Origin of the sequence: Kushneria pakistanensis, from assembly GCF_014652795.1 — a bacterium.
GTDB lineage: Bacteria > Pseudomonadota > Gammaproteobacteria > Pseudomonadales > Halomonadaceae > Kushneria > Kushneria pakistanensis.
Window position 1 is genome coordinate 602,916 of sequence record NZ_BMZM01000002.1, and the last position, 25,039, is coordinate 627,954.

At 62.1% G+C, this 25,039-nt stretch carries 18 protein-coding genes; 13 read left to right on the forward strand and 5 right to left on the reverse strand.

All coding sequences use genetic code 11. The features are described from left to right. Positions 1 to 68 precede the first annotated feature (68 nt). Entirely contained in the window at positions 69 to 701 is a 633-nt protein-coding gene (gene ribA, locus IE123_RS08170; RefSeq protein WP_189516960.1) for a GTP cyclohydrolase II, read from the reverse strand. 213 nt (positions 702 to 914) lie between these two features. On the opposite strand from ribA, the gene hemE reads away from it, so the two are divergent. The 8 genes from hemE (at position 915) to IE123_RS08210 (ending at position 12,773) form a co-directional block, all read left to right on the forward strand. Continuing rightward, the gene (gene hemE, locus IE123_RS08175; protein WP_189516962.1) at positions 915 to 1,979 is read left to right on the forward strand and encodes a uroporphyrinogen decarboxylase; all 1,065 of its coding nucleotides are present in this window, start codon (positions 915 to 917) and stop codon (positions 1,977 to 1,979) included. After that, entirely contained in the window at positions 1,948 to 2,481 is a 534-nt protein-coding gene (locus IE123_RS08180) for a thiol-disulfide oxidoreductase DCC family protein (protein ID WP_189516964.1), read from the forward strand. Before hemE ends, IE123_RS08180 begins: the two co-directional genes overlap by 32 nt. A 174-nt stretch (positions 2,482 to 2,655) precedes the next feature. Next, the gene (locus IE123_RS08185; protein WP_189516966.1) at positions 2,656 to 4,470 is read left to right on the forward strand and encodes a methyl-accepting chemotaxis protein; all 1,815 of its coding nucleotides are present in this window, start codon (positions 2,656 to 2,658) and stop codon (positions 4,468 to 4,470) included. A gap of 207 nt (positions 4,471 to 4,677) precedes the next feature. Further along, positions 4,678 to 6,498 (forward strand): methyl-accepting chemotaxis protein, encoded by a 1,821-nt coding sequence (locus tag IE123_RS08190; RefSeq protein WP_189516968.1) that lies wholly within the window; start codon positions 4,678 to 4,680, stop codon positions 6,496 to 6,498. A gap of 186 nt (positions 6,499 to 6,684) precedes the next feature. Further along, entirely contained in the window at positions 6,685 to 8,745 is a 2,061-nt protein-coding gene (locus tag IE123_RS08195) for a methyl-accepting chemotaxis protein (RefSeq protein ID WP_308430205.1), read from the forward strand. Between the two features lie 234 nt (positions 8,746 to 8,979). Then, positions 8,980 to 11,028, forward strand: a complete 2,049-nt coding sequence (locus IE123_RS08200; protein WP_229819663.1) for a methyl-accepting chemotaxis protein — start codon at positions 8,980 to 8,982, stop codon at positions 11,026 to 11,028. A 143-nt stretch (positions 11,029 to 11,171) separates the two neighbouring features. Beyond that, the gene (locus tag IE123_RS08205; protein ID WP_189517897.1) at positions 11,172 to 11,981 is read left to right on the forward strand and encodes a ferredoxin--NADP reductase; all 810 of its coding nucleotides are present in this window, start codon (positions 11,172 to 11,174) and stop codon (positions 11,979 to 11,981) included. Between the two features lie 189 nt (positions 11,982 to 12,170). Then, positions 12,171 to 12,773 (forward strand): FMN-dependent NADH-azoreductase, encoded by a 603-nt coding sequence (locus tag IE123_RS08210; protein ID WP_189516969.1) that lies wholly within the window; start codon positions 12,171 to 12,173, stop codon positions 12,771 to 12,773. A gap of 63 nt (positions 12,774 to 12,836) precedes the next feature. Here IE123_RS08210 and glnK read toward each other — a convergent pair whose 3' ends face one another. Together glnK and amtB are read right to left on the reverse strand one after the other, a co-directional pair. Beyond that, positions 12,837 to 13,175, reverse strand: a complete 339-nt coding sequence (glnK, locus tag IE123_RS08215; RefSeq protein WP_189516972.1) for a P-II family nitrogen regulator — start codon at positions 13,173 to 13,175, stop codon at positions 12,837 to 12,839. 218 nt (positions 13,176 to 13,393) lie between these two features. Beyond that, positions 13,394 to 14,641 (reverse strand): ammonium transporter AmtB, encoded by a 1,248-nt coding sequence (gene amtB / locus IE123_RS08220; RefSeq protein WP_189516973.1) that lies wholly within the window; start codon positions 14,639 to 14,641, stop codon positions 13,394 to 13,396. Between the two features lie 349 nt (positions 14,642 to 14,990). On the opposite strand from amtB, the gene IE123_RS16330 reads away from it, so the two are divergent. From IE123_RS16330 to dld, 3 genes are all read left to right on the forward strand, one after another. Further along, entirely contained in the window at positions 14,991 to 15,563 is a 573-nt protein-coding gene (locus tag IE123_RS16330) for an accessory factor UbiK family protein (protein ID WP_189516975.1), read from the forward strand. A gap of 283 nt (positions 15,564 to 15,846) precedes the next feature. Then, positions 15,847 to 16,962, forward strand: coding sequence for a metallophosphoesterase (locus IE123_RS08230; protein WP_189516977.1), 1,116 nt, complete (start codon positions 15,847 to 15,849; stop codon positions 16,960 to 16,962). A 309-nt stretch (positions 16,963 to 17,271) separates the two neighbouring features. Then, positions 17,272 to 19,044: a D-lactate dehydrogenase gene (gene dld / locus IE123_RS08235; RefSeq protein WP_189516979.1), complete on the forward strand. Its 1,773-nt coding sequence runs from the start codon at positions 17,272 to 17,274 to the stop codon at positions 19,042 to 19,044. 73 nt (positions 19,045 to 19,117) lie between these two features. On the opposite strand, the gene IE123_RS08240 is transcribed toward dld, so the two are convergent. Beyond that, positions 19,118 to 20,842 (reverse strand): methyl-accepting chemotaxis protein, encoded by a 1,725-nt coding sequence (locus IE123_RS08240; protein WP_189516981.1) that lies wholly within the window; start codon positions 20,840 to 20,842, stop codon positions 19,118 to 19,120. 259 nt (positions 20,843 to 21,101) lie between these two features. Between IE123_RS08240 and IE123_RS08245 the strand changes: the two genes are divergently transcribed. After that, positions 21,102 to 22,607 carry a YifB family Mg chelatase-like AAA ATPase gene (locus IE123_RS08245; protein ID WP_189516982.1) on the forward strand — a complete coding sequence of 502 codons (1,506 nt, stop codon included), beginning with the start codon at positions 21,102 to 21,104 and terminating at the stop codon, positions 22,605 to 22,607. 33 nt (positions 22,608 to 22,640) lie between these two features. Here IE123_RS08245 and IE123_RS08250 read toward each other — a convergent pair whose 3' ends face one another. After that, positions 22,641 to 22,985: a hypothetical protein gene (locus IE123_RS08250; RefSeq protein ID WP_189516983.1), complete on the reverse strand. Its 345-nt coding sequence runs from the start codon at positions 22,983 to 22,985 to the stop codon at positions 22,641 to 22,643. 344 nt (positions 22,986 to 23,329) lie between these two features. On the opposite strand from IE123_RS08250, the gene treA reads away from it, so the two are divergent. Then, positions 23,330 to 24,973, forward strand: coding sequence for an alpha,alpha-trehalase TreA (treA, locus tag IE123_RS08255; RefSeq protein WP_229819664.1), 1,644 nt, complete (start codon positions 23,330 to 23,332; stop codon positions 24,971 to 24,973). Positions 24,974 to 25,039 lie beyond the last annotated feature (66 nt).

Genomic DNA, 25,039 nt, shown 5'->3' on the forward strand with positions numbered 1-25,039 from the left:
CGCTATATCGACCAGGCCGTCGTCACCTCGTGCCCCGACCGGGACGCCCGAGGTGATGACGGGCCGGCTCAGGGATGTTCGCGGTCCACATCGCTGGCGGACTCAAACTCATCGAGTGCCATCATGTGACCGAGCTTGCCAGCCTTGGTCGACAGGTACTGCTCGTTGTGGGCATTGAGGCCGGTGGTCAGCGGCACGCGCTCACTGATTTCGATGCCGGCACTCTGCAGCGCAAGCACCTTGCGCGGGTTGTTGGTCATCAGCCGCAGCCGGGTGATGCCGAGCTGCTCGAGCATCGGAATGCAGATGTCGTAGCGGCGCATGTCGGCTTCAAAGCCCAGCGCCTCGTTGGCCTCGACCGTATCGGCGCCGCCGTCCTGGAGATGATAGGCGCGAATCTTGTTCAAAAGCCCGATGCCGCGGCCTTCCTGACGCAGATACAACAGGGCGCCGCGGCCTTCCTCGGCAATGCGCTTGAGCGCGGTCTGAAGCTGATAGCCGCAGTCACAGCGCATCGAAAAGAGGGCGTCACCGGTCAGGCATTCGGAATGCACACGACCGAGCACGGGTTCGCCATCGGCCACATCGCCCAGCGTCAGGACAATATGATCCTTGCCGGTCTCGTCATCTTCAAAGCCATGCATGGTGAAGGTGGCCCAGGGCATGGGGAGACGCGAGCTGGCGATAAATCTGATCGTCACGGTAACCTCAATGTTGTTGGCAAGCCGTCGTGGTGGCTGTAGGGGCTATCCTGGCAGGGCAGGTGGCGTTTATCTACATGCAGGGCACAGCGCTCTAAAGGACGCTCAAGGGAAAGGCGCGGCTGTCTATATTGCACCATGATGGACTCTCCTGCAGCACGGTTGTCTGCGCTACAATGAAGCGACATTTTTCTGCCGGATGATCTTGTCTGCATGACTCTCGTGAATGATCGCTTTTTGCGCGCCCTGGCGCGGCAGGACGTTGACCGTACCCCGGTCTGGATGATGCGCCAGGCTGGCCGTTACCTGCCTGAATATCTCAAGGTCCGACAGCATGCGGGCAGCTTCATGGATCTATGCCGCAACCAGGACATGGCCTGCGACGTGACGCTGCAGCCGCTGGAGCGCTTTGACCTGGATGCGGCCATCCTGTTCTCCGACATCCTCACCATTCCTGATGCGATGGATCTGGGGCTTTATTTCGAGCAGGGCGAAGGGCCGAAGTTCAAGCGCCCGGTGCGCGATGCGGCCGCCATCAATGCGCTAAAGGTGCCTGATGCCGAGCGCGATCTCGACTACGTGATGAACGCCGTTTCAACGATTCGCCGCGAGCTCAATGGCCGTGTGCCACTGATCGGTTTCTCGGGCAGTCCCTGGACGCTGGCCACCTACATGGTGGAAGGCGGCCCCAGCAAGGACTTCCGCCACGTCAAGGGGCTGCTCTATGGCCAGCCCGAGGTGCTGCATCAACTGCTGGACACGCTGGCCATCGCTGTTACCGACTACCTCAACGCCCAGATCCGCGCCGGCGCCCAGGCGGTACAGATCTTTGATACCTGGGGTGGGGCGCTCTCCACGCCCGCTTACAAGGCCTTCTCGCTGGCCTACATGGAAAAGATCGTACGCGGGCTGATCCGCGAACATGACGGCCGTCACGTGCCGGTCATCGTCTTTACCAAAAACGGCGGCCAGTGGCTGGAAAGCATTGCCGATATCGGTGCCGACGGCGTCGGGCTGGACTGGACCACCGAAATGAGCGATGCCCGTGCCCGCGTGGGCGATAAGGTCGCACTGCAGGGAAATCTCGACCCCTCGGCGCTGTTCGGCTCGCCGAAGGTCATTCGCGACGAGGTCGCGCGTATTCTTGAAAGCTTTGGTCCGGGCAATGGCCATGTGTTCAATCTGGGCCACGGCATTTCCCAGTTCACGCCGATCGAGAATGTGCAGACCTTCATCGAGGCGCTGCATGAACTCAGCCCCCAGTACCACCGCGGATAGCACCATCGCGGATAGCGCCACCGCTAAAGGCCGGAATACGCCCCCCGCTGACCCGGACTGGCCGGGTCAGCTGGTGGTCTTTGATGGCGAGTGCCCGCTGTGTCGTCGCGCGGTGCACGCCATCCTGGCTCACGAGGCGCAGCCCATCACGGGCCTGGTGGCCCTGCAATCCAGGCTGGGTCATCATCTGGGGGCGCACTTTGGTGAAGATGCCGATGATCTGGACAGCATGTGGCTGATCCGGGACGGTGCGCTTTATCGTGACAGCGACGGGCTCTGGCGCACGGCGCAGTCGCTGAAGGCGCCCTGGTCGGCGGCGGCCGGCCTGCGCTGGCTGCCCACGCCGCTGCGTGATGGTGTCTATCGTGTGGTCGGGCGCTATCGTAAAAAACTCGCCACCGACCCCGGCATGGGCGGTGCCGTGCAGGCACGCCTTCTCACCACGCTGACACACGCCCAGTGCGAGCGTCTTTCGCTACCGGCCACGCTGGCCGATACCTGATCCTTTTAACAGAACCATCCTTTCCCTCTGTCGTCCCTGTCGTCCCTGACGTTCTGCTCACCCGGTTTTTTTAATTCCTTTAACGCTTGCGCCTTCAATTCCCTCAAGCCCCGGCTTCGGGCGTCGTTAATCAGGAGATATCTTCTGGTTCATGACGCAACAAGAGGCCTTTTCATGCGGCGCTCCATCGGCACCCGTCTTCAGTTGATCTGTATTGCCCTGGTGGTCACCGCGCTGGTGGTGACCTGCACCACCATCTATATCGCCAGTCGTACCGCACAACTTCAGGAAGCACGACATAACGCGGCGGCACTGGGCGGCAGTGGCGCCGATGCCATGGCGCAGTGGTTTGAGGCCCGTCGCAACATCGTCAAGTCGATCGCCCATCACCTGGACGATGGCGATGTGATGGCAGGACTGGTCAAGGGTAATGACGCCGGCGGCCTGCTGGCGACCTATGTGGCCTGGCACGATGGTCGAACGCTTTTTTCCGATCAATGGGAGGCGCCAGCGGATTACGTCGCCAGCGAGCGGGACTGGTATCAAAGGGCCGCGGCGGCCGGGCGTACCGTCACTACCGAGCCCTATATCGACGCGACCTCCGGTGGGCTGGTCGTGACCTTTGCCACCCCGGTGGTGGAGAGCGGGCAGACTACGGCGGTGGTGGCAGCCGACGCGGTGATGAATCAGGTCAGCGCACAGATTCTGAAAATCCAGCCGACGCCCTCGAGTCTGGTGTTCATCACCGATGCCAATGGCCGGGTGATTGTCCACGCCGATGCCGCGCGCATTCTCAAGCCCGCCACCGAGCTGTCACCGGCGCTGAGCAGCGCGGCGCTGGCCGACATGGCACGCAACGACACGCTTGCCGATGTCAGTATCAGGGGTCACGACTATCTGCTCTCGGCCACACCGATCCCGGGTCTGGACTGGCAGCTCAATATCGCCCTTGATCGTGATGAGGCGCTTGCCGGGCTTGCCTCGATTCGCCATACCACCCTGGCGGCACTGGTCATCAGCACGCTGGTGGCGGCGCTGGTGCTGTGGCTGGCGCTCAGGCCGATGCTGGCACGCCTGCGCCGGGCTCACGAGGCGATGGAAAACGTGGCCAGCGGTGAGGGGGATCTGACCCGACGGCTGCCGGTCGAGGGCAGTGACGAAATCTCCGCCATTGCCATCGCCTTCAACGCCTTTGCCGATCGCATGAATGACACCCTGATCGAGATTCGCGATGCCTCAAGGCAGGTCCAGAACGCGGCCGGCGAGATCTCCTCGGGCGGGCATGATCTCTCCCGACGCACCGAGCATACGGCGGCCAATCTGGAAGAGTCGGCGGCGGCCATGGAGGAATTGACCAGTACCGTCGAGCACTCCGCGGCCTCTTCGAAAGAAGCCAATGGCCTGGCGCGTGAAACCGCTGCCATGGCCCGCAGCGGCGGCGAGCAGATGCAGAGTGTGGTCGCCACCATGTCACGCATCCGCGAGACCTCGGGGAAAATCAAATCGATCGTCGATGTCATCGACGGCATTGCCTTTCAGACCAACCTGCTGGCGCTCAATGCTTCGGTGGAGGCGGCGCGCGCCGGCGAGCATGGCCGCGGTTTTGCGGTAGTAGCCGAAGAGGTGCGTAATCTTGCCAACCGCAGCGCCCAGGCGGCCCGCGATATCAAGGCACTGATTACCACATCCAGTACCGAGACAGTCAGCGGCGCCGAGCTGGTGGATGCCGCCAGCCAGGCGATGAATGAGATCGTCGAGCGGGTCGGGCGGGTCAGCACGGTAATCGACGAGTTGAGCCGTGCCACCGGTGAGCAGTCTACCGGGATTGGCCAGGTCAATCAGGCGATCACCCAGCTTGATGACATGACCCAGCAAAATGCCGCGCTGGTCGAGCAGTCGGCCGCGGCGGCCGAATCGCTGAGTCAGCAGGCCCAGCGGCTGGCCAGCACGGTAGGTGCCTTCCGGCTGCGCGAGCACGGTATTCGCTGAGCGCGACGGCAGTTTTTCTGGCGGCCTTGTCATGCCCGCAGCCCCGTTACGGTGAACCCGTGGCGGGGCTTTTCAGTGTCGCCGTCCGTGGCTGTCGCTTCAATAACTGAAGAGGCGGCCGCCAGGGGTCAAGCCGGGCACCACTGGCGCCGTTATGACGGGATAGCCGGCCTGTGCCGCTTTTCTGTCAACAAGAGAGACAATCCAGTGCTGACATCCATTCGTACCCGAATTCTGGTGTTCTGTCTGGCGATCGTGCTGCTGGCACTGACGCTGACCGGCATCGCGACCTATCAGGTCACCGATCGTTATAACACCGAGGCCATCAGCCGTTCCCAGGCCGAAATCGCCGAAGGCTATACCATGGCGATCAGTGACTGGAGCCGCGCCAAAAAGACGGTGGTGGAAGCCACCGGACGCCAGGCACTGACCGAGGACGCCCTGTCGCGTTTCATTCTGGCTGCCGATGCCGGCGACATGATTACGGTCTATGCCGGCTTCAGTGACAATCGCTACATCACCAGCGACGTTGACTGGGACATTCCGCCGACCTATCAACCGACCCAGCGCCCCTGGTATCAGCAGACGCTGGCCGCCGGCCACACCATTGCCACGCTGCCCTATATGGACGCTTCCTCCGGCAAGCTGGTGGTGTCATTTGCCTCACCCATCGTGCGTGATGGCCGAACGCTTGGTGTAATCAGCTCGGATGTCGCCATGGACAGCGTGATCGAGACCGTCAACGCCATTGATCCCACGCCACACAGCCATGCCTTCATGGTCAACCATGACGGCATCATGATTGCCCATGCCGACAAGTCGCTGATTCTCAAGCCGGCCACCGAACTGGATGCCAGCCTGACGCCTGCGGCGCTGTCACGGATGAGCGGCACCGAAACACTGCGTGATGCCACCCTGCGCGGGCAGAAGGTGCTTCTGTCGGCGGTACCGATCGAGGGCACCAACTGGACACTGGTCATGGCGCTGGATCGCAAGGAAGCCATGGCCGGCATGGTGAGTCTGGTCAAGACCACCATCATTGCGCTGGTGGTGGTGGGCATCATTGCTGCCCTGCTGATGTGGGCGCTGCTGACGCCGATCTTCCGACGCATGCATGAGGTGCGTGATGCGATGCGCGATGTCAGCGAAGGCGAGGGCGATCTGACCCAGCGATTGCCGCTGTCGGGGCGCGATGACGAGGTCAATCAGATTGCCGGTTCGTTCAACCGTTTCGTGGATCGTATTGATCGGGTCATGCATGACGTGCGTGACAGCAGCGAAAACGTGCGCATGGCGTCTTCCGAAATCTCGACCGGCAGCATGGATCTGTCACGCCGCACCGAAACCACCGCAGCAAGCCTTGAGCAGTCGGCCGCCGCCATGGAACAGCTGACCAGTACGGTGGCCAACTCTACCGAATCCTCGCGTCATGCCGCGCAGCTTACCGCGCAGGCCACGAAGGCTGCCGAAGAGGGCGGCCAGGTGATGACCGAAGTGGTGGGGACCATGAGCGATATCAGTGCCTCGTCCAGCGAGATCGCCAACATCATCGGGGTGATCGACTCGATCGCCTTCCAGACCAACCTGCTGGCGCTCAATGCCTCGGTGGAGGCGGCGCGCGCCGGTGAGCAGGGGCGCGGCTTTGCCGTCGTGGCTGCCGAGGTGCGCACGCTGGCCAACCGCAGCACGCAGGCAGCCCAGGACATCAAGCAGCTTATTGATGCCTCGGTGACGAAAACCGTCAACGGCCAGGCACTGGTACAAAAGGCCGGCGAGCGCATGGAAGATATCGTGGTCCAGATCCAGCGGGTCAACGGGCTGATCAATGAGGTCACCACCGCCGCCAACGAGCAGAGCACCGGCATCTCCCAGGTCAACCAGGCCGTCACACAGCTGGATCAGATGACCCAGGAAAACGCTGCTCTGGTGGAAGAGTCTGCCGCCGCCTCGGATTCGCTTTCGCAGGAGGCGCAGCGCCTGTCACAGATCATTGGCGTGTTCCGGCTCAGCGAGCGCACTCATTCATGAGCGTAATCCTTCATGAACGTACCCTTTCATGACGGCATTGCCTGAAAACAAAAGACGGCCATTCGGGACCGTTTTTTATGGGTGTCCGGGTGTAACGGCATATCAAGTCGAGCGCCATCGGGGCCGTTATTGGCCTTAACCTTACACGCGGCGTTGGCCCGCACTTGCAACCCATGGTGATGCATCATGATGCAGTTCAAGTCCATTCGTACCTTTGTCACCATCACGGCAGGCGCCTGTCTGCTGGCGGTGGTGGTCGTGCTGGTGCTGTATTCGTTGCTCGCCATGACCCGCGCCCAGCAGCAAACGGCTGAGCGCACCGAGGCGCAGCTCGAGCAGGCCATTGAGGCGCGCCTGCAGGCGCTGGGGAGAGCGCAGGCCGGTGAGATCAGTGCCCAGCTTGATCAGGCGCTGCAGCTGGCCGAGGCGCTGGCGCAAACCAACGCCATGATGGCCCGTGACAGCAGTGGTGTTGCGGGGCTTTCCATCGATCGCCAGGACATGTCCCGCATCGTGCGCCAGCGCGTGATCGACAATCCCGAGCTGCTGGATGCCTTCATCGGCTGGGAGCCCAACGCCTTTGACAATGACGCCGACTACCAGGGCCAGACGGCGCTGGGCTACGGGGACAACGGTCGCTTCATGCCCTGGTGGTACCGCACCGCCAACGGCAGCGTTGACGTACTGGCGCTGGGAGAGACCATGGAGAGCACGGCCGCCCAGCCCAACGGCATCCGGGAAGGCGAATACTACCTGTGCCCGCGCGAAACAGGACGCCCCTGCGTGATCGACCCGGCGCCCTATGACTACAACGGGCAAAGCATTCTGGTGACGTCGTTCAACGCGCCCATCATGGTCAATGGCCGTTTTATGGGGAGTGCGGGTGTGGATCTGTCGCTGGCGTTCATTCAGGACATGCTCGTCGAGGCAAACCAGGACCTTTATAACGGCGCGGGCAGCATCGCGCTGGTCTCGACCAGAGGCACCGTTGTGGGTTACTCGGGCGATACGCAGGGCGCCGGCAGGCCGGCGAGTCAGGTATTTGATGACGCTACGGCCCGGCAGTTGACCGCTGGCGTGGACCGCGCGGTCATGGCCTCAAGCGGTGATGACCTGAGCCTGCAGCTACCGGTGGCGATCGGCGATCAGGTCCGCTGGCAGCTGCTGCTGCGCGTGCCGAAAAGCGCCGTTTACGCCGACTTCAACGCCCTGCAGGCAGAGCTTCAGGATCAGCAGCGTCAGGCGCTGGTCACCATGGCGATGGTAGGCATCCTGATCAGCGCACTGGGGCTGGGGGCGATCTGGCTGGTGGGCCGTCGTATCGCTCGACCGCTGAAAACTCTGGCCGAGCGCATGCGCCAGATTGCCAACGGTGATGGCGACCTGACCCAGCGACTGCCGGTGATGGGCCGCGACGAGCCCGCGCAGTTGGCCGAGGCCTTCAATCAGTTTGTGGATCGCATGGAAACCGTACTGATCGACATTCGCGACTCGAGCCATTCGGTGCAGCTGGCGGCTGCCGAAATCTCCTCGGGCAGCCACGATCTTTCCCGGCGCACCGAGAATACGGCGGCCAATCTGGAAGAGTCGGCGGCGGCCATGGAAGAGTTGACCAGCACCGTCGAGCACTCCGCGACCTCTTCGAAAGAGGCCAATGGCCTGGCGCGTGAAACCGCCGCCATGGCCCGCAGCGGCGGCGAGCAGATGCAGAGTGTGGTCGCCACCATGTCACGCATCCGCGAGACCTCGGGGAAAATCGAATCGATCGTCGATGTCATCGACGGTATCGCCTTTCAGACCAACCTGCTGGCGCTCAATGCTTCGGTGGAGGCAGCGCGCGCCGGCGAGCAGGGCCGCGGCTTTGCGGTGGTGGCCCAGGAAGTACGCAATCTTGCCAACCGCAGTGCCCAGGCGGCGACCGATATCAAGGCGCTGATTACCACGTCCAGCACCGAGACGGTCCACGGCGCCGAGCTTGTCAGCGCCACCAGCCAGGCGATGGGCGAGATTGTCGAACGGGTCGGACGGGTCAGCACGGTGATCGAAGAACTCAGTCGCGCCACCAATGAACAGTCCACCGGCATCGGTCAGGTCAATCAGGCGATTACCCAGCTTGATGACATGACCCAGCAAAACGCGGCGCTGGTCGAGCAGTCGGCGGCGGCGGCCGAATCGCTGAGTCAGCAGGCCCAGCGGCTGTCCACCACGGTGGGTGCCTTCAGACTGCGTGATCACGGCGTGTCCTGAGTTCATCCGACGTTTTACCGACCCGCCACGGTACACCGTGGCGGGTTTTCTTTTGATGGCAGCGCAGCTTTATCAGGGCTGAGGTCGACTGCGACCTTGGTCGAGTTTGATCAAGATCAAACTTTCTGCGCCGTTATCAACTGCAGGCACGACCGGTGGATCAACGCTCATCACCTGCCGGGCCGATATGCCCAGGGGGTTTTTATCAGCCGTTGAGAGCCATGGTGGTGCATCATGATGCAGTTCAGATCCATCCGTAATTTTGTCACCGTCACCGCAGGCGCCTGTCTGCTGGCGGTGGTGGTTGTGCTGGTGCTGTATTCGTTGATGGCCATGACCCGCACCCAGCAGCAGACCGCCAGTCGTACCGAAGCCCAGCTCAGCGAATCCATTCAGGCCCGCCTGCAGGCGCTGGGACAGGCCCAGGCCAGCGACATCAGCGCACGACTTGATCGAGCGCTGCAGACGGCCACCGAGCTTGCCAGAACCAACGCCATGATGGCGCAGCCGGCCATCGGCGAGGCGCTGCTGCCGATCGACCGGCAGGTGATGTCCAATATCGTGCGCCAGCGCGTCATTGATAATCCCGACTTTCTGGATGCCTTCATCGGCTGGGAACCCAACGCCTTCGATAACGATGCCGACTACCAGGGGCAGACCTCTCGGGGATATGGCGAGGATGGTCGTTTCATGCCCTGGTGGTATCGTACCGAGAGTGGCCGTATCGAGGTGCTGGCGCTGGGCAGCGGGATGGAAAGCACCAAAGTGATGGAGAGCGGTATCCGCGAAGGCGAATACTATCTGTGCACGCGTGAGACCGGGCGCGCCTGTGTCACCGACCCACACCCTTATGACTACAACGGCAAGACTATCCTTGTGACCTCGTTTAACGTCCCGATCATGGTCAACGGCGTGTTCCGCGGCAGTGCCGGGGTGGATCTGTCACTGGATTTCATCCAGAGCGTGCTTATTGACGCCAACCAGGAGCTGTATCAGGGCGTGGGCAGCATGGCGCTGGTGTCGGACGCCGGCACCATCGTGGGGTATTCGGGCGACGGCGCAAGCCCGGGTAAACCGGCCGGTCAGTTCTTTGATGCGCAAACCGCCCGGCAACTGGCCGGTGGCGGTGACCGCCCGGTCATGAGCGCGGTAGGCGATGATCTTTCGCTGCAGCTGCCGGTGCAGATCGGCGACACCACGCGCTGGCAGCTGTTGCTGCGCGTGCCGAAAAGCGCGGTCTACGCCGACTTCAACGCCCTGCAGGTAGAGCTTCAGGATCAGCAGCGCGGCGCCCTGATCACCATGGCGCTGGTGGGGCTTCTGGTCAGTGCGCTGGGGCTGGGCGCCATCTGGATGGTCGGTCGCCGCATCGCCCGTCCGCTTCAGCTTCTGGCCGAGCGCATGCGCCAGATTGCCAACGGTGATGGCGACATGACCCAGCGATTGCCGGTGATGGGGCGTGACGAGCCGGCGCAGCTGGCCGAGGCCTTCAACCAGTTCGTTGATCGCATGGAAGCGGTGCTGATCGATATTCGCGACTCGAGCCATTCGGTACAGCTGGCCGCCGCCGAGATTTCGGCCGGCGGGCACGATCTCTCCCGGCGTACTGAATCCACCGCGGCCAATCTGGAAGAGTCTGCTGCCGCGATGGAAGAACTGACCAGTACCGTCGAGCATTCGGCCGTTTCCACGAAGGAGGCCAACGGCCTGGCCCATGAGGCGGCCGGCATGGCCCGCGGCGGCGGCGAGCAGATGCAAAGTGTGGTCGCCACCATGGCGCGCATTCGCGAAACGTCCGGCAGGATTGAATCGATCGTCGATGTGATTGACGGCATTGCCTTTCAGACCAATCTGCTGGCGCTCAATGCCTCGGTGGAAGCGGCGCGCGCCGGCGAGCAGGGCCGCGGCTTTGCGGTGGTGGCCCAGGAAGTGCGTAACCTTGCCAATCGCAGTGCTCAGGCGGCAACCGATATCAAGGCACTGATCACCACCTCGAGCCGGGAAACCACCAGCGGTGCAGAGCTTGTCAGCGCCACCAGTCAGGCAATGGGCGAGATTGTCGAACGGGTCGGACGGGTCAGCACGGTGATCGAGGAATTGAGCCGCGCCACCAATGAGCAGTCCACCGGCATCGGTCAGGTCAATCAGGCGATCACCCAGCTGGATGACATGACCCAGCAAAACGCGGCGCTGGTCGAGCAGTCGGCCGCGGCGGCGGAATCACTGAGCCAGCAGGCCCAGCGGCTGGCCACCACGGTGGGAGCGTTCCGACTGAGTCGCTAGCGCCTGAGTGCATCAGGATCGAAGGCCACACCCGGGTGTGGCCTTTTTCATGGGCGGCGGTGTTTTATCAACAGGCAGGAGGGCGCATGTGCAGTGACGCCCGCAGGCGCAGTGTCTAGAATAGGCCCACTTATTCATTGCAAATGCGACCCATTGTCAGGGAGTCCTCCATCGTGTCCAGCAAGTTTGCTACCACCGAAGTCCTGAGCGTTCATCACTGGAACGATTCGCTGTTCAGCTTTCGCACCACCCGCGAAGACAGCCTGCGCTTCAAGAACGGCCAGTTCGTGATGATCGGGCTTGAGGTCGACGGCAAGCCGCTGACGCGGGCCTACTCGATCGCCAGCCCCAACTGGGAGGAGCATCTGGAGTTCTTCTCGATCAAGGTCCAGGACGGCCCGCTGACCTCAAGGCTTCAGCACCTGCAGGTCGGTGATTCGCTGCTGGTCAGCCGCAAGCCGACCGGTACGCTGGTGCTTGATGACCTCAAGGAAGGGCGCCATCTCTACATGCTCTCCACCGGCACGGGCCTGGCACCGTTTCTGAGCCTGATTCAGGACCCGGAAGCCTATGAGCGCTTTGACAAGGTCATCCTGATTCACGGCGTGCGTACGGTCAGCGAACTGGCCTATCAGGAGTTCATTACCCAGGACCTGCCCAACCACGAGTTTCTGGGCGAGGAGATCAGCGACAAGCTGATCTACTACCCGACCGTGACGCGCGAGGACTTCCATACCATGGGTCGCCTGACCGATCACATCCGCTCCGGCAAGCTGGCCGCTGATATCGGCCTGCCGCAGCTGGACCCCGAGCATGACCGCGCCATGATCTGCGGCAGCCCGGCCATGCTGGCCGAAAGCAGTGAAGTGCTCGATGAGCTGGGCTTTACCATCTCGCCGCGCATGGGCGAGCCGGGCGACTACGTGATCGAGCGCGCCTTTGTTGAAAAGTAGTCCTGCGTTGAGAAAGGGTACGGCCCCTGGCAGTACCCTCCGACGATAATGGACTGACGCGGCCATGAGTGCCGCGTTATTCGTTTTAATCGAATGAGAAATGGCAATTATTGCGCTTCACACTCGATTTGATGAACGTGTAAAGTCACCTCATTCGCTGCTTCAGCGCCATCCTTTCAGGACAATGTCATGTCAAAAGCACTGATTCTCAAGTCCAGCATTCTTGGTGAACACTCCCAGTCCAGCCAGCTGGCGGACTATCTGGGCGATCGGTTTGAAAGCCGCCACGGCGCCGGCAGCGTCACCGTGCGTGATCTTGCCGCTACGCCCGTCGAGGTGCTGGATGCCGAGCTGATGGCTGCCCTTCGCGGCAGTGTGGCCGAGCCGACACCGGCCCAGCAGGAAGCCCTGGCGCTGTCCGATACGCTGGTCGAGGAGCTGAAGCAGCATGACACCATCGTCATCACCGCGCCGATGTATAACTTCAACATCCCGACCCAGCTCAAGACCTGGTGTGACTTCGTGGCGCGTGCCGGCGTGACCTTCCGCTATACCGAGCAGGGTCCGGAAGGGTTCATTACCGGCAAGCGTGTGATCGTGCTGACCACCCGTGGCGGCCTGCACCGTGATACCGATCATGATCTGGTGACCCCCTATCTGCGCACTTTCCTGGGTTTCCTCGGCATGACCGACGTTGAATTTGTCTACGCCGAAGGGCTGGGCATGGGTGAAGAGGCCGTCAGCACTGCACAGAGTTCGGCCCGCGCCGAGATCGACGCGCTGTCGCTGTGAGCGCTCTCGCGTAAAAATGAAAAAACCCGCCGATTGGCGGGTTTTTTGGTATGACGGAGGAGTTCAGACCGCATCCTGACCGGTTTCGCCGGTACGGATACGGATGACCTGCTCAAGCGGGGCCACAAAGATCTTGCCGTCACCGATCTTGCCGGTGTTGGCCACCGTGGTGATGGCTTCGATGATCTGGTCGACCATGGCATCGTCCACGGCGACCTCGATCTTGACCTTGGGCAGGAAGTCGACGACGTACTCGGCACCACGGTACAGCTCGGTGTGGCCCTTCTGACGACCAAATCCCTTGACCTCCGTCACGGTGATCCCCTGAACGCCAACCTCGGAGAGTGACTCGCGTACGTCGTCGAGTTTAAAGGGTTTGATGATGGCAGATACCAGTTTCATCTTTCGTGTCCTCACCTGATCGTCATGGAATGGGTAGGGTTGCTGCCCTGTGGTTCAAGCATACAGTGCCGCTTACCGGTTGAAAAAACATGATTGTCACCGAGCTTCAGGTACCGCTGCATGTCGGCATGGTGCTGTTGTGATACATCATGACCCGACGCATGAAAAGGGCACCCTCGTCGGGTGCCCGAAACACTGCGGGTCAGGCAGGCAGCCTCCTAGCGCTTGCCGCCGGTGAATTCAGGATAGGCCTCAAGACCGCATTCAGCGACATCCACACCTTCATACTCTTCTTCTGCGCTGACGCGGACCCCCATGACGGCCTTGATCCCCAGCCACACGGCAAGGCTTGCTGCGAAGGTCCAGATGAAGATGGTCGCCATGCCCAGAAGCTGGGCACCGAAACCTGCAGCATCATCGGTCAGCGGGACGGCCAGCAGCCCCCAGATGCCCACGACACCGTGCACCGAGATGGCGCCGACCGGGTCGTCAATGCGCAGCTCGTCCAGCGCCACGATAGCCACCACCACCAGCAGCCCGCCCACGGCGCCGATCAGCGTGGCGGCCAGGATGCTCGGTGCCGAGGGGCCGGCCGTAATAGCCACAAGGCCTGCCAGCGCGCCGTTAAGGCCCATGGTGAGATCGGCCTTGCGAAACCACAGACGGGCCAGGATCAGCGCGGCAATCACACCTCCGCTGGCGGCGGCATTGGTGTTGGCAAAGACCTGCGCCACGGCGTTGGCGCTGTCGATGTCGGAAAGCTTGAGCTCCGAGCCGCCGTTAAAGCCCAGCCAGCCCAGCCACAGGATGAAGGTGCCAAGTGTGGCCAGCGGCATATTGGCACCGGGAATGGCGTTGATGGCACCGTTCTTGCCGTACTTGCCCCGCCGTGGCCCCAGCACCAGCACGCCGGCAAGCGCCGCTGCCGCACCGCACAGGTGCACGATGCCGGAACCGGCGTAGTCGCTGAAGCCGGCCTCGGAAAGGAAACCGCCGCCCCAGGACCAGTAGGCCTGGATCGGGTAGATCAGGCCGGTCATGAACACCGCAAACAACAAAAACGACCACAGCTTCATGCGCTCGGCCACGGCTCCGGAGACGATCGACATGGCGGTCGCCACGAACACGACCTGAAAGAAAAAGTCCGAGCGGGCGGCATAGTAGGTATCGCCACCGCTTGAAAGCACGTCGTCCACGCCATGCTCGGCACCGATCAGAAAGCCGAAATCAGGCAGGATGCTGCCGCCATCGCCCAGATAGACGATGTGATAGCCGATCAGCATGTACATGGTGCAGGCAATGGCAAACAACGCCATGTTCTTGGTCAGGATCTCGGTGGTGTTCTTGGCCCGTACCAGGCCTGCCTCCAGCATCGAGAAACCGGCGGCCATCCACAGCACCAGCGCGCCGCAGATCAGAAAATAGAAGGTATCGAGTGCGTACTGGACTTCTACAAGTTCATTCATGTCGTTATATCCTTGAAGCCGGAGCCTGGACGGCGTCAGCGCCACGTCTGCCATTACATGGCAGACAATGTGCCATCGTCATGAGAACGCTTTAAAAACAGGTATTTATTGAGAATCCAGAGTTTGGGTAAATTCATGTAAGCACCATGATCGCGCAGCAGGCGCATCGCAGTGCACTAAAATGGCATGAGAGATGATCGTGGCTGCCCGCTTTTGGTGCGGTGCGGTTTCTAGGCGTTCAGGCGACATGTTGCGTATCCTGTAGGCAGGTATTGTCGGCAGGCATGTCAGGTGTCATGTGGCCGACCCGCTCATTTTGGGAACGCAGACGATCAGAGGAAGAGCAGACATGGCAAAGCACGATATTTTTGGACGACTGGCGCAACAGGTCGGCGAGCGACTGCAGGATGTGTCCCGCGGCCCCGAAGAGATCCAGCGCACGGTGCAAAGCGCCATGCGCAGCGCCTTTGATCGCATGGAACTGGTATCGCGTGAGGATTTCGATGTCATGATGGAGGTGCTGCAGCGCACCCGTTCACGTGTCGAGGCACTGGAAAAGCAGGTTACCCGACTCGAAGCCGCGCTCGATGAGCGTGATGGCAAGTCGGCGGCCGGTGCCCCGTCAGAGATGAGTGCAGCGGCTGCCCCAGGCGGTGCGTCGACCACCGCCGAAGCCGAGCGCCTGGCTGGTGAGCATGACGCCCCGGCTGCACCGATCGGTTCGAGCGACAAGGCCGGCGGAACTGCCGGTACGGACACCACCGGCACGGTGGCCACCCATAAAGGCACGACCGGCTCGGCCACTTCCGGCACCGGCAATACCGGTGCTGCAGCGTCAAAGCCTGCCGGCAAGTCCACGCGTGGCAGCGGCAAGCGCGCCTCCGGCAGTGATGATCAAAGCGGGCAGGGCACCGCTGACTGATATCGCCAGTTAGTCTGGTCCTTTCAGTATTGCATTGTCAGCACCGCCATTCGGCGGTGCTGTTGTATCGACAGGCACGATGCAGGCCGCGGGACGCGCCGTATGGCCCGACGACGCAGCCGTCGGCCGACCCATGAAGTTACCTCTTTCTACGCTTGCTTATCGCAGCCTTATCGATGCAGGACAGTGTCATGAGACTTCTGGATCATGCGCCGCTCGTTCGTCCGCTATCCTTCGTGGGCCGTGTCCGAGTTTACGCATTCGACCAGAAGAGTCATGAAACATGTTTCATCTGTTTTTCGTCGTGCCCTGGGGGGTCATTGTTCTTCGCTATCTGCTGCCGCTGACGGCGCCGCTCTGGGTCAAGCTGGCCGTGGCGCTGGTACTTTTGATTGTGGCCGAGCAGCACCTGATCAGCCGCTGGGTCACAGGGTCGATCTTCTCTCCGGAAATCCATCGTCCCCTGTCGATGGTGATGAACGCCCTGCTGGGTGCACTGATCCTGCTGGCGGTCTTTCAGCTGCTGCTGGATCTAATCATGCTCCTCATCATGCTGGTCAGGCAGCAGCGCATGGCCGCACCGGACATGGCGCGCTACATCATGGCAGTCATCGCGCTGGGGCTGGGCATTCTGGGCGCACAGCAGGCTTCCCGCGTGCCGCCGGTCAAGGATGTCGAGATCGCGATACCGGGACTTGCCCCGCAGTTCGAGGGCTACCGGATCGTCCAGCTCACCGATCTGCACATCAGTGGGTTATTCCCTGAATCCTGGACCCGGGCCGTGGTCGAGCGCACCAATACGCTGGGCGCGGACGCCATCCTGATCACGGGAGATCTGATGGACGGCACCCTTGAAAACCGCCGTGATGACGTTGCCCCGCTGGCCGGGCTGCGCGCACCCGATGGCGTGTTCGTCAGCCCCGGTAACCATGAATACTATTTCGGCTATGAGCAGTGGATGCAGCACTACGTGAGTCTGGGTATGCAGCGGCTGTCCAATGCCCATGCCCTGATCGAACGAGACGGCGCGCGGCTGGCTATCGCCGGCGTCAACGACCCGGCCGGTGCCAGCCGCGGCCTGCCGGGCCCCGATGTGGCGGCGGCCATCGATGGGGTGCCTGATGATGTGCCGATCATTTTGCTTGATCACCAGCCCAAAAACGCCCGGGAAGCTGCGCGTGAAGGTGTTGCGCTGCAGCTCTCCGGCCATACCCATGGCGGCATGATTATCGGGATGGATCAGATTGTGGCGCGCGCCAACGAAGGCTTTGTATCGGGGCGCTACGACGTGGACGACATGACGCTCTACGTCAGCAACGGCACGGCGCTGTGGATGGGCTTTGCCCTGCGCCTGGGCAAGCCCTCGGAGCTGACCCGCATTACCCTGTACCGGAAGTAGGCACTGCCCTGATCCTGCTGCTGACCCGCCACGGCCCGAGCCGTCGTGGCGGGCTCTTCCACCGGGACAATCTGTATCAGCAACTGGCAATATGGCAACATCGGTTTCACAATGATGTCCCGATGTAGTGCCGACACCCGCATGACAGGCAAGCCTGCCTCGTTACCCGATGCCCCCGCCACTGCCTGACCGGTTGATATCCGACCCATGGCGTGCGGATGCCGACCTGCCAGAGATTCCCTGATGGTTCAGGCCCGCATGGCTGCCAATGGCGCCATGATGCGGCGATGTTGCGGAGATTTAATTGGCATGACGACCTGGCGCCAGACCCTTGATCCACACACCCTCGAGATGCAGCCCGCCGACAGTCCCGAGCGCGACGCGTTTCTCCATCGGCTTGAAACGATCGTGGGGCGTGATTTTGTGCTCAGTGACGAGGTCAGCACGCGGCGCTATCGCACCGGCTTTCGCTTTGGCACCGGCCGGGCGCTGGCGGTGGTGCGTCCGGGCACGCTGATCGAGCAGTGGCAGATATTGAAGGCCTGCATGGAAAGTGATCGCATCGTGATCACTCAGGCGGCCAATACCGGCCTGACCGGCGGCTCAACCCCGGATGGGGATGACTATGATCGCGAGATCGTGATTGTCAGCACGCTGCGCATGAACATCATCCAGCCCATCGACGAAGGCCGGCAGGTGATCTGCCTGCCCGGCGCCACGCTGGATCAGCTGGAAAAGACGCTGGCCCCCATGGGGCGCGAGCCGCACTCGGTGATCGGCTCGTCCTGCATCGGCGCCTCGGTATTTGGCGGCGTATGCAACAACTCCGGCGGCTCGCTGATCAAGCGCGGGCCTGCCTATACCGAAATGGCGCTCTATGCGCGCATGAACGAGGCCGGTGAGCTGGAGCTGGTCAATCATCTGGGCGTGCGGCTGGGTGATGATCCCGACACCGTGCTTAATCGTCTGCAGCGTGGTGACTACCGTGACACCGATATCGACAAGAGCGAGGCATCAGCCTCTGACCCGGATTACCACCAGCACGTGCGCGATATCGATGCCGACACGCCGGCACGCTTCAATGCCGACCTGCGCCGGCTGCATGAGGCAGCAGGTTCCGCCGGGCGGCTGATGGTGTTCGCCCTGCGACTGGACACCTTCGAGCAGGAGAAAAACCCGAAGGTGTTCTACATCGGCACCAATACGCCGTCAGAGCTGACCGAGCTGCGCCGGCAGATATTGTCTGATTTCGAGACGCTGCCGATCGCCGGTGAGTACATGCATCGCGACGCCTATGACATCGCCAGGGACTACGGCAAGGACACCTTCCTCACCATCCAGACTCTGGGCACCCATCGCCTGCCGGCGCTGTGGGATCGCAAGAACCGGATTGACGATTTTTGTAATCGACTGCGCTTTATGCCCGACTACGTCACCGATCGCGTGCTGCAAAAGCTGGGCCGGCTCTTTCCCGATCATCTACCCGGGCGCATGAACGACTATCGGGATCGCTTTGAGCACCATCTGCTGCTCAAGGTGGGCGAGGAGAACGTGGTGCGCACCCGGGCGTTGCTCGATGAACACTTCGCCACGCGCGAAGGCGAGTATTTCGAGTGCAGCGATGAGGAGGGCAAAAAGGCCTTTCTACACCGCTTCGCCGCGGCCGGGGCTGCCGGGCGCTATCGCATCATTCACGATGACGAGGTCGAGGACATCGTGGCACTGGATGTGGCGTTAAAGCGTAACGAGCGCGACTGGCTGGAAGTCCTGCCGGACGATGTCGATGCGCCAATGATCCACAAGCTCTACTACGGCCACTTCTTCTGTCACGTGATGCATCAGGACTACATCGTCAGAAAGGGCACCGACTGCCTGGCGCTCGAACACCGCATGTGGGAACTGCTGGATGCGCGCGGCGCCGAATATCCGGCCGAACACAACGTGGGGCATCTCTATCACGCCAAGCCGGCCCTGCGCGAGTTTTACCAACAGCTCGACCCCTGCAACTGCTTTAATCCCGGCATCGGCCAGACCAGCAAGCAGCGCCGCTGGGGCGCGCCATCTGAAGCCACCGGCACTTGAGAAGGCTGCCCTAAAAAAAAGTCCGTGCCCTCAGGGCACGGACTTCGAGGTGATCAGAACAATGNTGGCCGGTCTAGAAGGATTCCCACTCTTCCACATCATTGTGAGCCCTGGCGGCAGGTCTGGAAGGCTGTCTCGCCGGTGTTGCTGCAGGTGCCGGCGTTCTGGCGGTCGGCGCCGGTGTGCGAGCCGGCGCGCTGCTGCGAGGCGACGCGGTGGCAGGGCGTGATGAGACCTCCCGCTCACGCTCGCCGGTAAACCGGAAGTAAGCCACCTGCTGTTTGAGCATTTCGGCCTGCTGTTCCAGCGAGTTGCTGGCCGCGGCGGCCTGTTCGACCAGTGCCGCGTTCTGCTGGGTCATGCTGTCCATCTGGGCCACGGCCTGGTTGACCTGGTCGATACCGGTGGCCTGTTCCTGACTGGCGGTGGTGATTTCGGCCACGATATCGCTGACCTTTTCCACGCTACTGATAATCTCGTGCAGCGTTTTACCCGACAGGTCGACCAGCTCGGAGCCGTCCTCGACCCGCTTGACGCTTTCTTCCACCAGCCGCTTGATGTCCTTGGCCGCCGTGGCGCTTCGGCTGGCCAGGCTTCGAACCTCGGAGGCCACCACGGCAAACCCGCGCCCCTGTTCACCGGCACGGGCAGCTTCCACCGCCGCATTGAGTGCCAGCAGATTGGTCTGGAAGGCGATGTCGTCAATCAGACCGACGATGTCAACAATCTTGCGGCTTGAGGCGTTGATCTCGCTCATGGCATCGATGGTTCTTGAAACCACCTCGCCGCCCTTGCGGGCCTGATCGCGCACGCTGCCGGTCAGGTGTTTGGCATGGACCGCGTTTTCGGCATTCTGCTTGACCGTGGAGGTCATCTCTTCCATGGAGGCCGCGGTCTGCTCAAGGCTTGCGGCCTGCTCCTGGGTGCGGCGTGACAGGTCGTTGTTGCCACCGGCGATCTGGCGTGCGCCAACGCTGACGGATTCCGAGTTGCGGCGGACATCATTGACGATCTCGCTGAGCTTGTTGTCCATGCGCCGGAAAGCCTTGAGCAGCCGACCGATCTCATCGGTGCGTGTCGTTTCAGGCACGGCATTGAGGCGCCCCTCGGCAATGGCATCGGCGGCCATTTCGGCCTCACGCAGCGGGCCCACAATACTGCGGGAAATCAGAAATCCCAGCACGCCGGCCAGGATGGCGGACATGATGCCGCCGCCGAGACTGACCCAGAAGACATGGGCGCGTCCTTCGCGAGCCTGCTCCAGACGGGTAACGTTGAGTGCCTGCTCGGCCTCATCAAGCTCGGCCATCACCACCCGCATGCCATCCATCTGGGTCTTGCCCGTGGCCTGCTGTTCAAAGTCGACCACCGCCGACATGCCCGTGCCATCAGGCTGTACGGCGCGGCGCAGTGCCAGCGCCGGAGTGACTTCCACCTTCTGCCACTCTCGCTCCATGCTGCCAAGCCTTGCCAGACGCTGCTGCTGGGTCGGGTTGTCGGCAGTCAGTGTCGTCAGCAGGGCCAGAGACTTTTCGAAGACATCTGCGCCATGGTGATAGGGTGCCAGCGACGCTTCATCGCCGGTCAGCAAAAAGCCGCGCTCACCGGTTTCCATATCGATCAGGGCGCTTGCGGCATCGGCGAGCCTGTCGCGGACTTCAGTGCTGTGTTCACTCCACCGGCTGGCCTTTTCCAGGCCATGCGTGGTGATAAGGATGGTGGTCACCAGCGCGACCAGGATAAGGACGACAGCGCCAAAACTCAGATACAGGCGCTGACGAATACTCAGATGGTTCATGTCAAAATTCCCTGTAAGACGGCGCGCAAGCGACACCGGAGCAGAAATGAGATTTCCTACACCGATACAGCCGTAAAGCGGGAACCTCTGCTTTCGATGCTGCGGGTGGGGATGCGCTGCTTATCGTCGTTTCAGGAATCAAACTTGAGAACGTTAGTGTAATAATCATTCAAGCATGAGCAGGCCATGCCGATACACAAGGGATATCTAATGCATGCTGCGGAAAACGGCGTGCTGATTCCCCTGTCAGGAGCCCTGCATGCTTGCGATCATCCCCACCCGTGCCAGCGTTGGGCTTTCGGCCCCTGAAGTCGTCGTTGAAGTGCATCTCTCCAACGGGCTACCGGGGCTTGCCATCGTGGGGCTGCCGGAAGCTGCGGTGAAGGAGAGCCGCGAGCGGGTGCGCAGCGCGCTGATCAACGCCGGTTTCGAGTTCCCCGCCAAGCGCATCACACTGAACCTGGCTCCGGCCGATCTGCCCAAGGAGGGCGGACGTTTTGATCTGCCGATTGCGCTTGGCATTCTGGTCGCCTCCGGGCAGATCCCGCAGGAGGCGGTGGGCAAGCTGGAGTGCCTGGGAGAGCTGGCACTCGATGGCCAGCTGCGTGCCGTGACCGGCGTTTTGCCGGCCGCGCTGGCCGTAGCGGAGGCCGGGCGCCAGCTGCTGCTGCCCACTGCCAATGCCGATGAAGCGGCGCTGGCCGGGAATCTGGAAGTGCTGCCGGTTTCAAATCTTTTAGAGGTGGTGGCACACCTGACCGGCGAGCGGCGTATTACGCCGCACCATCTGGATGCACCGCCGGCCGCGACGCTTGCTGCCGCGGATCTATGCGATGTGCGCGGTCAGCATCAGGCGCGCCGGGCGCTGGAAGTCGCTGCAGCCGGTGGACATAACCTGCTCTTTGCCGGCCCTCCGGGTACCGGCAAGACCATGCTGGCCAGCCGCCTGGCGGGCATTCTGCCGCCGCTGACCGAGAGCGAATGCCTGGAGGTCGCGGCGATTCGCTCGGTCTGCGGGCTCGATATTCTCGAGCGCTGGGGACAGCGCCCGTTTCGCGCCCCGCATCACGGCGCCAGCCCCGCCGCGCTGGTCGGCGGCGGCTCCCGTCCCCGCCCCGGTGAAATATCGCTGGCCCATCAGGGCGTACTCTTTCTCGATGAGCTGCCGGAGTTCGACCGCAAGGTACTGGAGGCCATGCGTGAACCGCTGGAATCCGGTCGCGTTCACATCGCCCGCGCCAGCCATCAGCGCGAGTACCCGGCCCGTTTTCAACTCGTGGCTGCCATGAACCCGTGCCCCTGCGGGCATCTCGGCGACCCGCGTCAGCAGTGCAGCTGCACGCCCAACCAGATTCAGCGCTATCAGGCGCGGCTTTCCGGGCCGCTGCTCGACCGCATCGATCTACAAATTGAAGTCCCCGCGCTGCCTGCCGAACAGCTCACCGCCAAAGCACAGGGCGAAAACTCCGCGACCGTGCGCGAACGTGTGATGGCGGCGCGAAGAATTCAGTACGCTCGTGGCGGGCTCAACGCACACCTCTCCACCAGCGAGCTGGAAACCGCCTGCGCGCTGGGCGATGACGAGCGTGCCTGGCTCTCCGGCGTGCTGGCACGGCTGAATCTTTCAGCGCGAGCCTATCACCGCGTGCTCAAGGTGGCGCGGACCATTGCGGATTTAAACGGTGAGGCGAAGGTCGAGAAGGGCGCGCTGATGGAGGCGATCGGCTATCGCCAGCTGGATCGGATGATGGGGCGGGGCGTGTAGGTAAAGCATCGCCTGCCCCGATGTTCGAAAGGGTCAGGCGTTGATGGCGCGTTCCATGCGGTCAAAGACCGGCGCGCACTGGCCGTGCCAGTAGCTGTCGAAGTCGAAGCGGCCCTGCTCGCTTTGATACCAGCGATAGGCATCCGCCTTCAGGTTCGCCGCCTGGCGGCTTTTCATGTTGGCCCCTTTCTGCTTGAAGGCCGACTGCAGGATATCGAACGCCTCGGGTTCAAACCCCTTTTCGGCGCCGGTCACTGCACAGGTATAGATTGCGACCGCCTGACTGCCGGGGGTATTGAATTCGTCGCTGATATAGCCCTGTGCCATGACGTTAAGCGATGTCGTGAGCAGAAGGACGCCGGCCCATAGGGTTTTCATGGTCAGTTTCATGGTGTCTGGCCTTTGTGGTAAAGCGCGGTGATTCCTGACAGGAGCATTGATACGGCCGGGGGTGTCTGTGCATTTATCATGCATGCGCCCCCGCCGACCGTGCTGGTGTCCCTGTTGTTATCGGCGGCATGGATACATGTCTTTACGCAGACTTACACGAAATTGACAGAAGGCGGGTCTTTTCAAAGGCTCGAGCGTCTTTTGTGCTGCCAGGAAAGGTCTGAACACTTCGCCCAATGGCGAGTCGCGATTTGATAGGCGTGCGCTAATATGAATTCCGGCGCTGTAGCGGCGTTTTCAGACAACAAGGCGACAGGGACGGGAGAATCATCATGCAGGGAATGGCATCAAGGAGCGCGATAGGCCGCGTGCTGACAGGGTTGGCGCTGACATGCGTACTGGCAGGCTGTGCCAGTAGCGGTGGGACGAATGGTGATCCCAAGCTTGCCGCGCAGTCTCCGGAGCGCGCCTGGGGACCGGTCATGGTGGCCATTGCCGAGGCCGAGCTGTATGAGGATGAAAAGTCGGTGGTGGATCTGGTGCCCCGGCGTGACCCGAGTCTGATCGTGTCGGACTATCAATCGCGCACCAGCGACGGACCGCTCTCCCGGGAAGCGCTTGAAGACTTTGTGCGTGAGAACTTCGACGAGCCGCCCGAGAATGAGTCGCGCCTGTCCGAGGCGGCCGGCACGCCGATCGATCAGCACATCATCAACCTCTGGCCCTATCTGACCCGCGACCCTGCCGCCACCGATGAGGGGCAGTGGAGCAGCCTTGTGGTGCTGCCGCATCGCTATGTGGTGCCGGGCGGGCGCTTCAACGAGATGTTCTACTGGGACAGCTACTTCACCATGCTGGGGCTGGCGCACAGCGATCGCTATGACCTGGTGCGCGACATGGTCGACAACTTTGCCTGGCTGATCGATCAGTACGGCTTTATTCCCAACGGCACTCGTACCTATTTCCTGACCCGCAGCCAGCCACCGTTTTTTGCCTCGATGGTAGAGCTTCTGGCCGAACACGATGGCGACAAGGTCTATCAGCGCTACCTGCCCGAGCTTGAGAAAGAGTACGAGTACTGGATGCGCGGCGGTGATGCCCTCGCGCCGGGTCAGGCGCAGGAACATGTGGTGAGACTCGAGGATGGCACGCTGCTCAATCGCTACCACGGCAGTGAAAACACCCCGCGGCCGGAATCCTATGCCGGTGAAATCGCCCTGGCGCAGAAAGCGCCTGAGCGGCCCGCCGCCGAGGTGTACGGTGCGCTGCGTGCCGCGGCTGAAAGCGGCTGGGACTTCAGCTCGCGCTGGATGGCAGACGGCAGCCAGCAGGCCACCATTGCCACCCGCGACTTCGTGCCGGTGGATCTCAACGCGCTGCTGTTCCATCTGGAAAAGACGCTGGCGCACGCCTGGCAGCTCGAAGGTAACCGCGAGCGCGCCGAGCAGTTTGAGCAGCTGGCCGAGACCCGCCGCGAGGCGATCAATCGGGTGTTCTGGGACGCCGATCGGGGTCTTTATACCGACTACGACTGGCGCGAAAAGCGCTTGAGTGAGGTGGTCTCCGCCGCCATGGTCTATCCGCTGGCGTTTGAAGTGGCCGACCAGCCCCGCGCCGAGGCCACGAGCGCGGCCGTCGAGCGCGAACTGCTGCGCCCGGGCGGCATGGTCACCACCAACCGGCACACCGGTGAGCAATGGGATGCGCCCAACGGCTGGGCACCGCTGCAGTGGCTGGCGGTGGATGGTCTGACCCGTTACGGCCAGACCCGGCTGGCCGAGACCATCGCCCGACGCTGGATCGATACCAATCAGCGCGTGTATGACGAGACCGGCAAACTGGTCGAGAAGTACAACGTGGAAAACCCCGGCGTGGGCGGCGGCGGTGAGTATGAAGTGGTCGATGGCTTCGGCTGGACCAACGGCGTACTGCTGGATCTGATGGCGCGCTACCCCGGGGCTGCCCGCACTCGCTGAACCTTGCGTTATCCACACCCATCTCTATATAGGTCTGTTCCAGCGCCTGTGGATAGACAGGCGCCG

Bases quoted from the DNA above. Each gene is read 5' to 3' on its own strand.
- hemE (WP_189516962.1), top strand. From the start codon at position 915: ATGACTCTCGTGAATGATCGCTTTTTGCGCGCCCTGGCGCGGCAGGAC.
- IE123_RS08180 (WP_189516964.1), top strand. From the start codon at position 1,948: ATGAACTCAGCCCCCAGTACCACCGCGGATAGCACCATCGCGGATAGC.
- IE123_RS08185 (WP_189516966.1), top strand. From the start codon at position 2,656: ATGCGGCGCTCCATCGGCACCCGTCTTCAGTTGATCTGTATTGCCCTG.
- IE123_RS08195 (WP_308430205.1), top strand. From the start codon at position 6,685: ATGATGCAGTTCAAGTCCATTCGTACCTTTGTCACCATCACGGCAGGC.
- IE123_RS08200 (WP_229819663.1), top strand. From the start codon at position 8,980: ATGATGCAGTTCAGATCCATCCGTAATTTTGTCACCGTCACCGCAGGC.
- IE123_RS08205 (WP_189517897.1), top strand. From the start codon at position 11,172: ATGCGACCCATTGTCAGGGAGTCCTCCATCGTGTCCAGCAAGTTTGCT.
- IE123_RS08210 (WP_189516969.1), top strand. From the start codon at position 12,171: ATGTCAAAAGCACTGATTCTCAAGTCCAGCATTCTTGGTGAACACTCC.
- glnK (WP_189516972.1), bottom strand. From the start codon at position 13,175: ATGAAACTGGTATCTGCCATCATCAAACCCTTTAAACTCGACGACGTA.
- amtB (WP_189516973.1), bottom strand. From the start codon at position 14,641: ATGAATGAACTTGTAGAAGTCCAGTACGCACTCGATACCTTCTATTTT.
- IE123_RS16330 (WP_189516975.1), top strand. From the start codon at position 14,991: ATGGCAAAGCACGATATTTTTGGACGACTGGCGCAACAGGTCGGCGAG.
- IE123_RS08230 (WP_189516977.1), top strand. From the start codon at position 15,847: ATGTTTCATCTGTTTTTCGTCGTGCCCTGGGGGGTCATTGTTCTTCGC.
- dld (WP_189516979.1), top strand. From the start codon at position 17,272: ATGACGACCTGGCGCCAGACCCTTGATCCACACACCCTCGAGATGCAG.
- IE123_RS08240 (WP_189516981.1), bottom strand. From the start codon at position 20,842: ATGAACCATCTGAGTATTCGTCAGCGCCTGTATCTGAGTTTTGGCGCT.
- IE123_RS08245 (WP_189516982.1), top strand. From the start codon at position 21,102: ATGCTTGCGATCATCCCCACCCGTGCCAGCGTTGGGCTTTCGGCCCCT.
- IE123_RS08250 (WP_189516983.1), bottom strand. From the start codon at position 22,985: ATGAAAACCCTATGGGCCGGCGTCCTTCTGCTCACGACATCGCTTAAC.
- treA (WP_229819664.1), top strand. From the start codon at position 23,330: ATGCAGGGAATGGCATCAAGGAGCGCGATAGGCCGCGTGCTGACAGGG.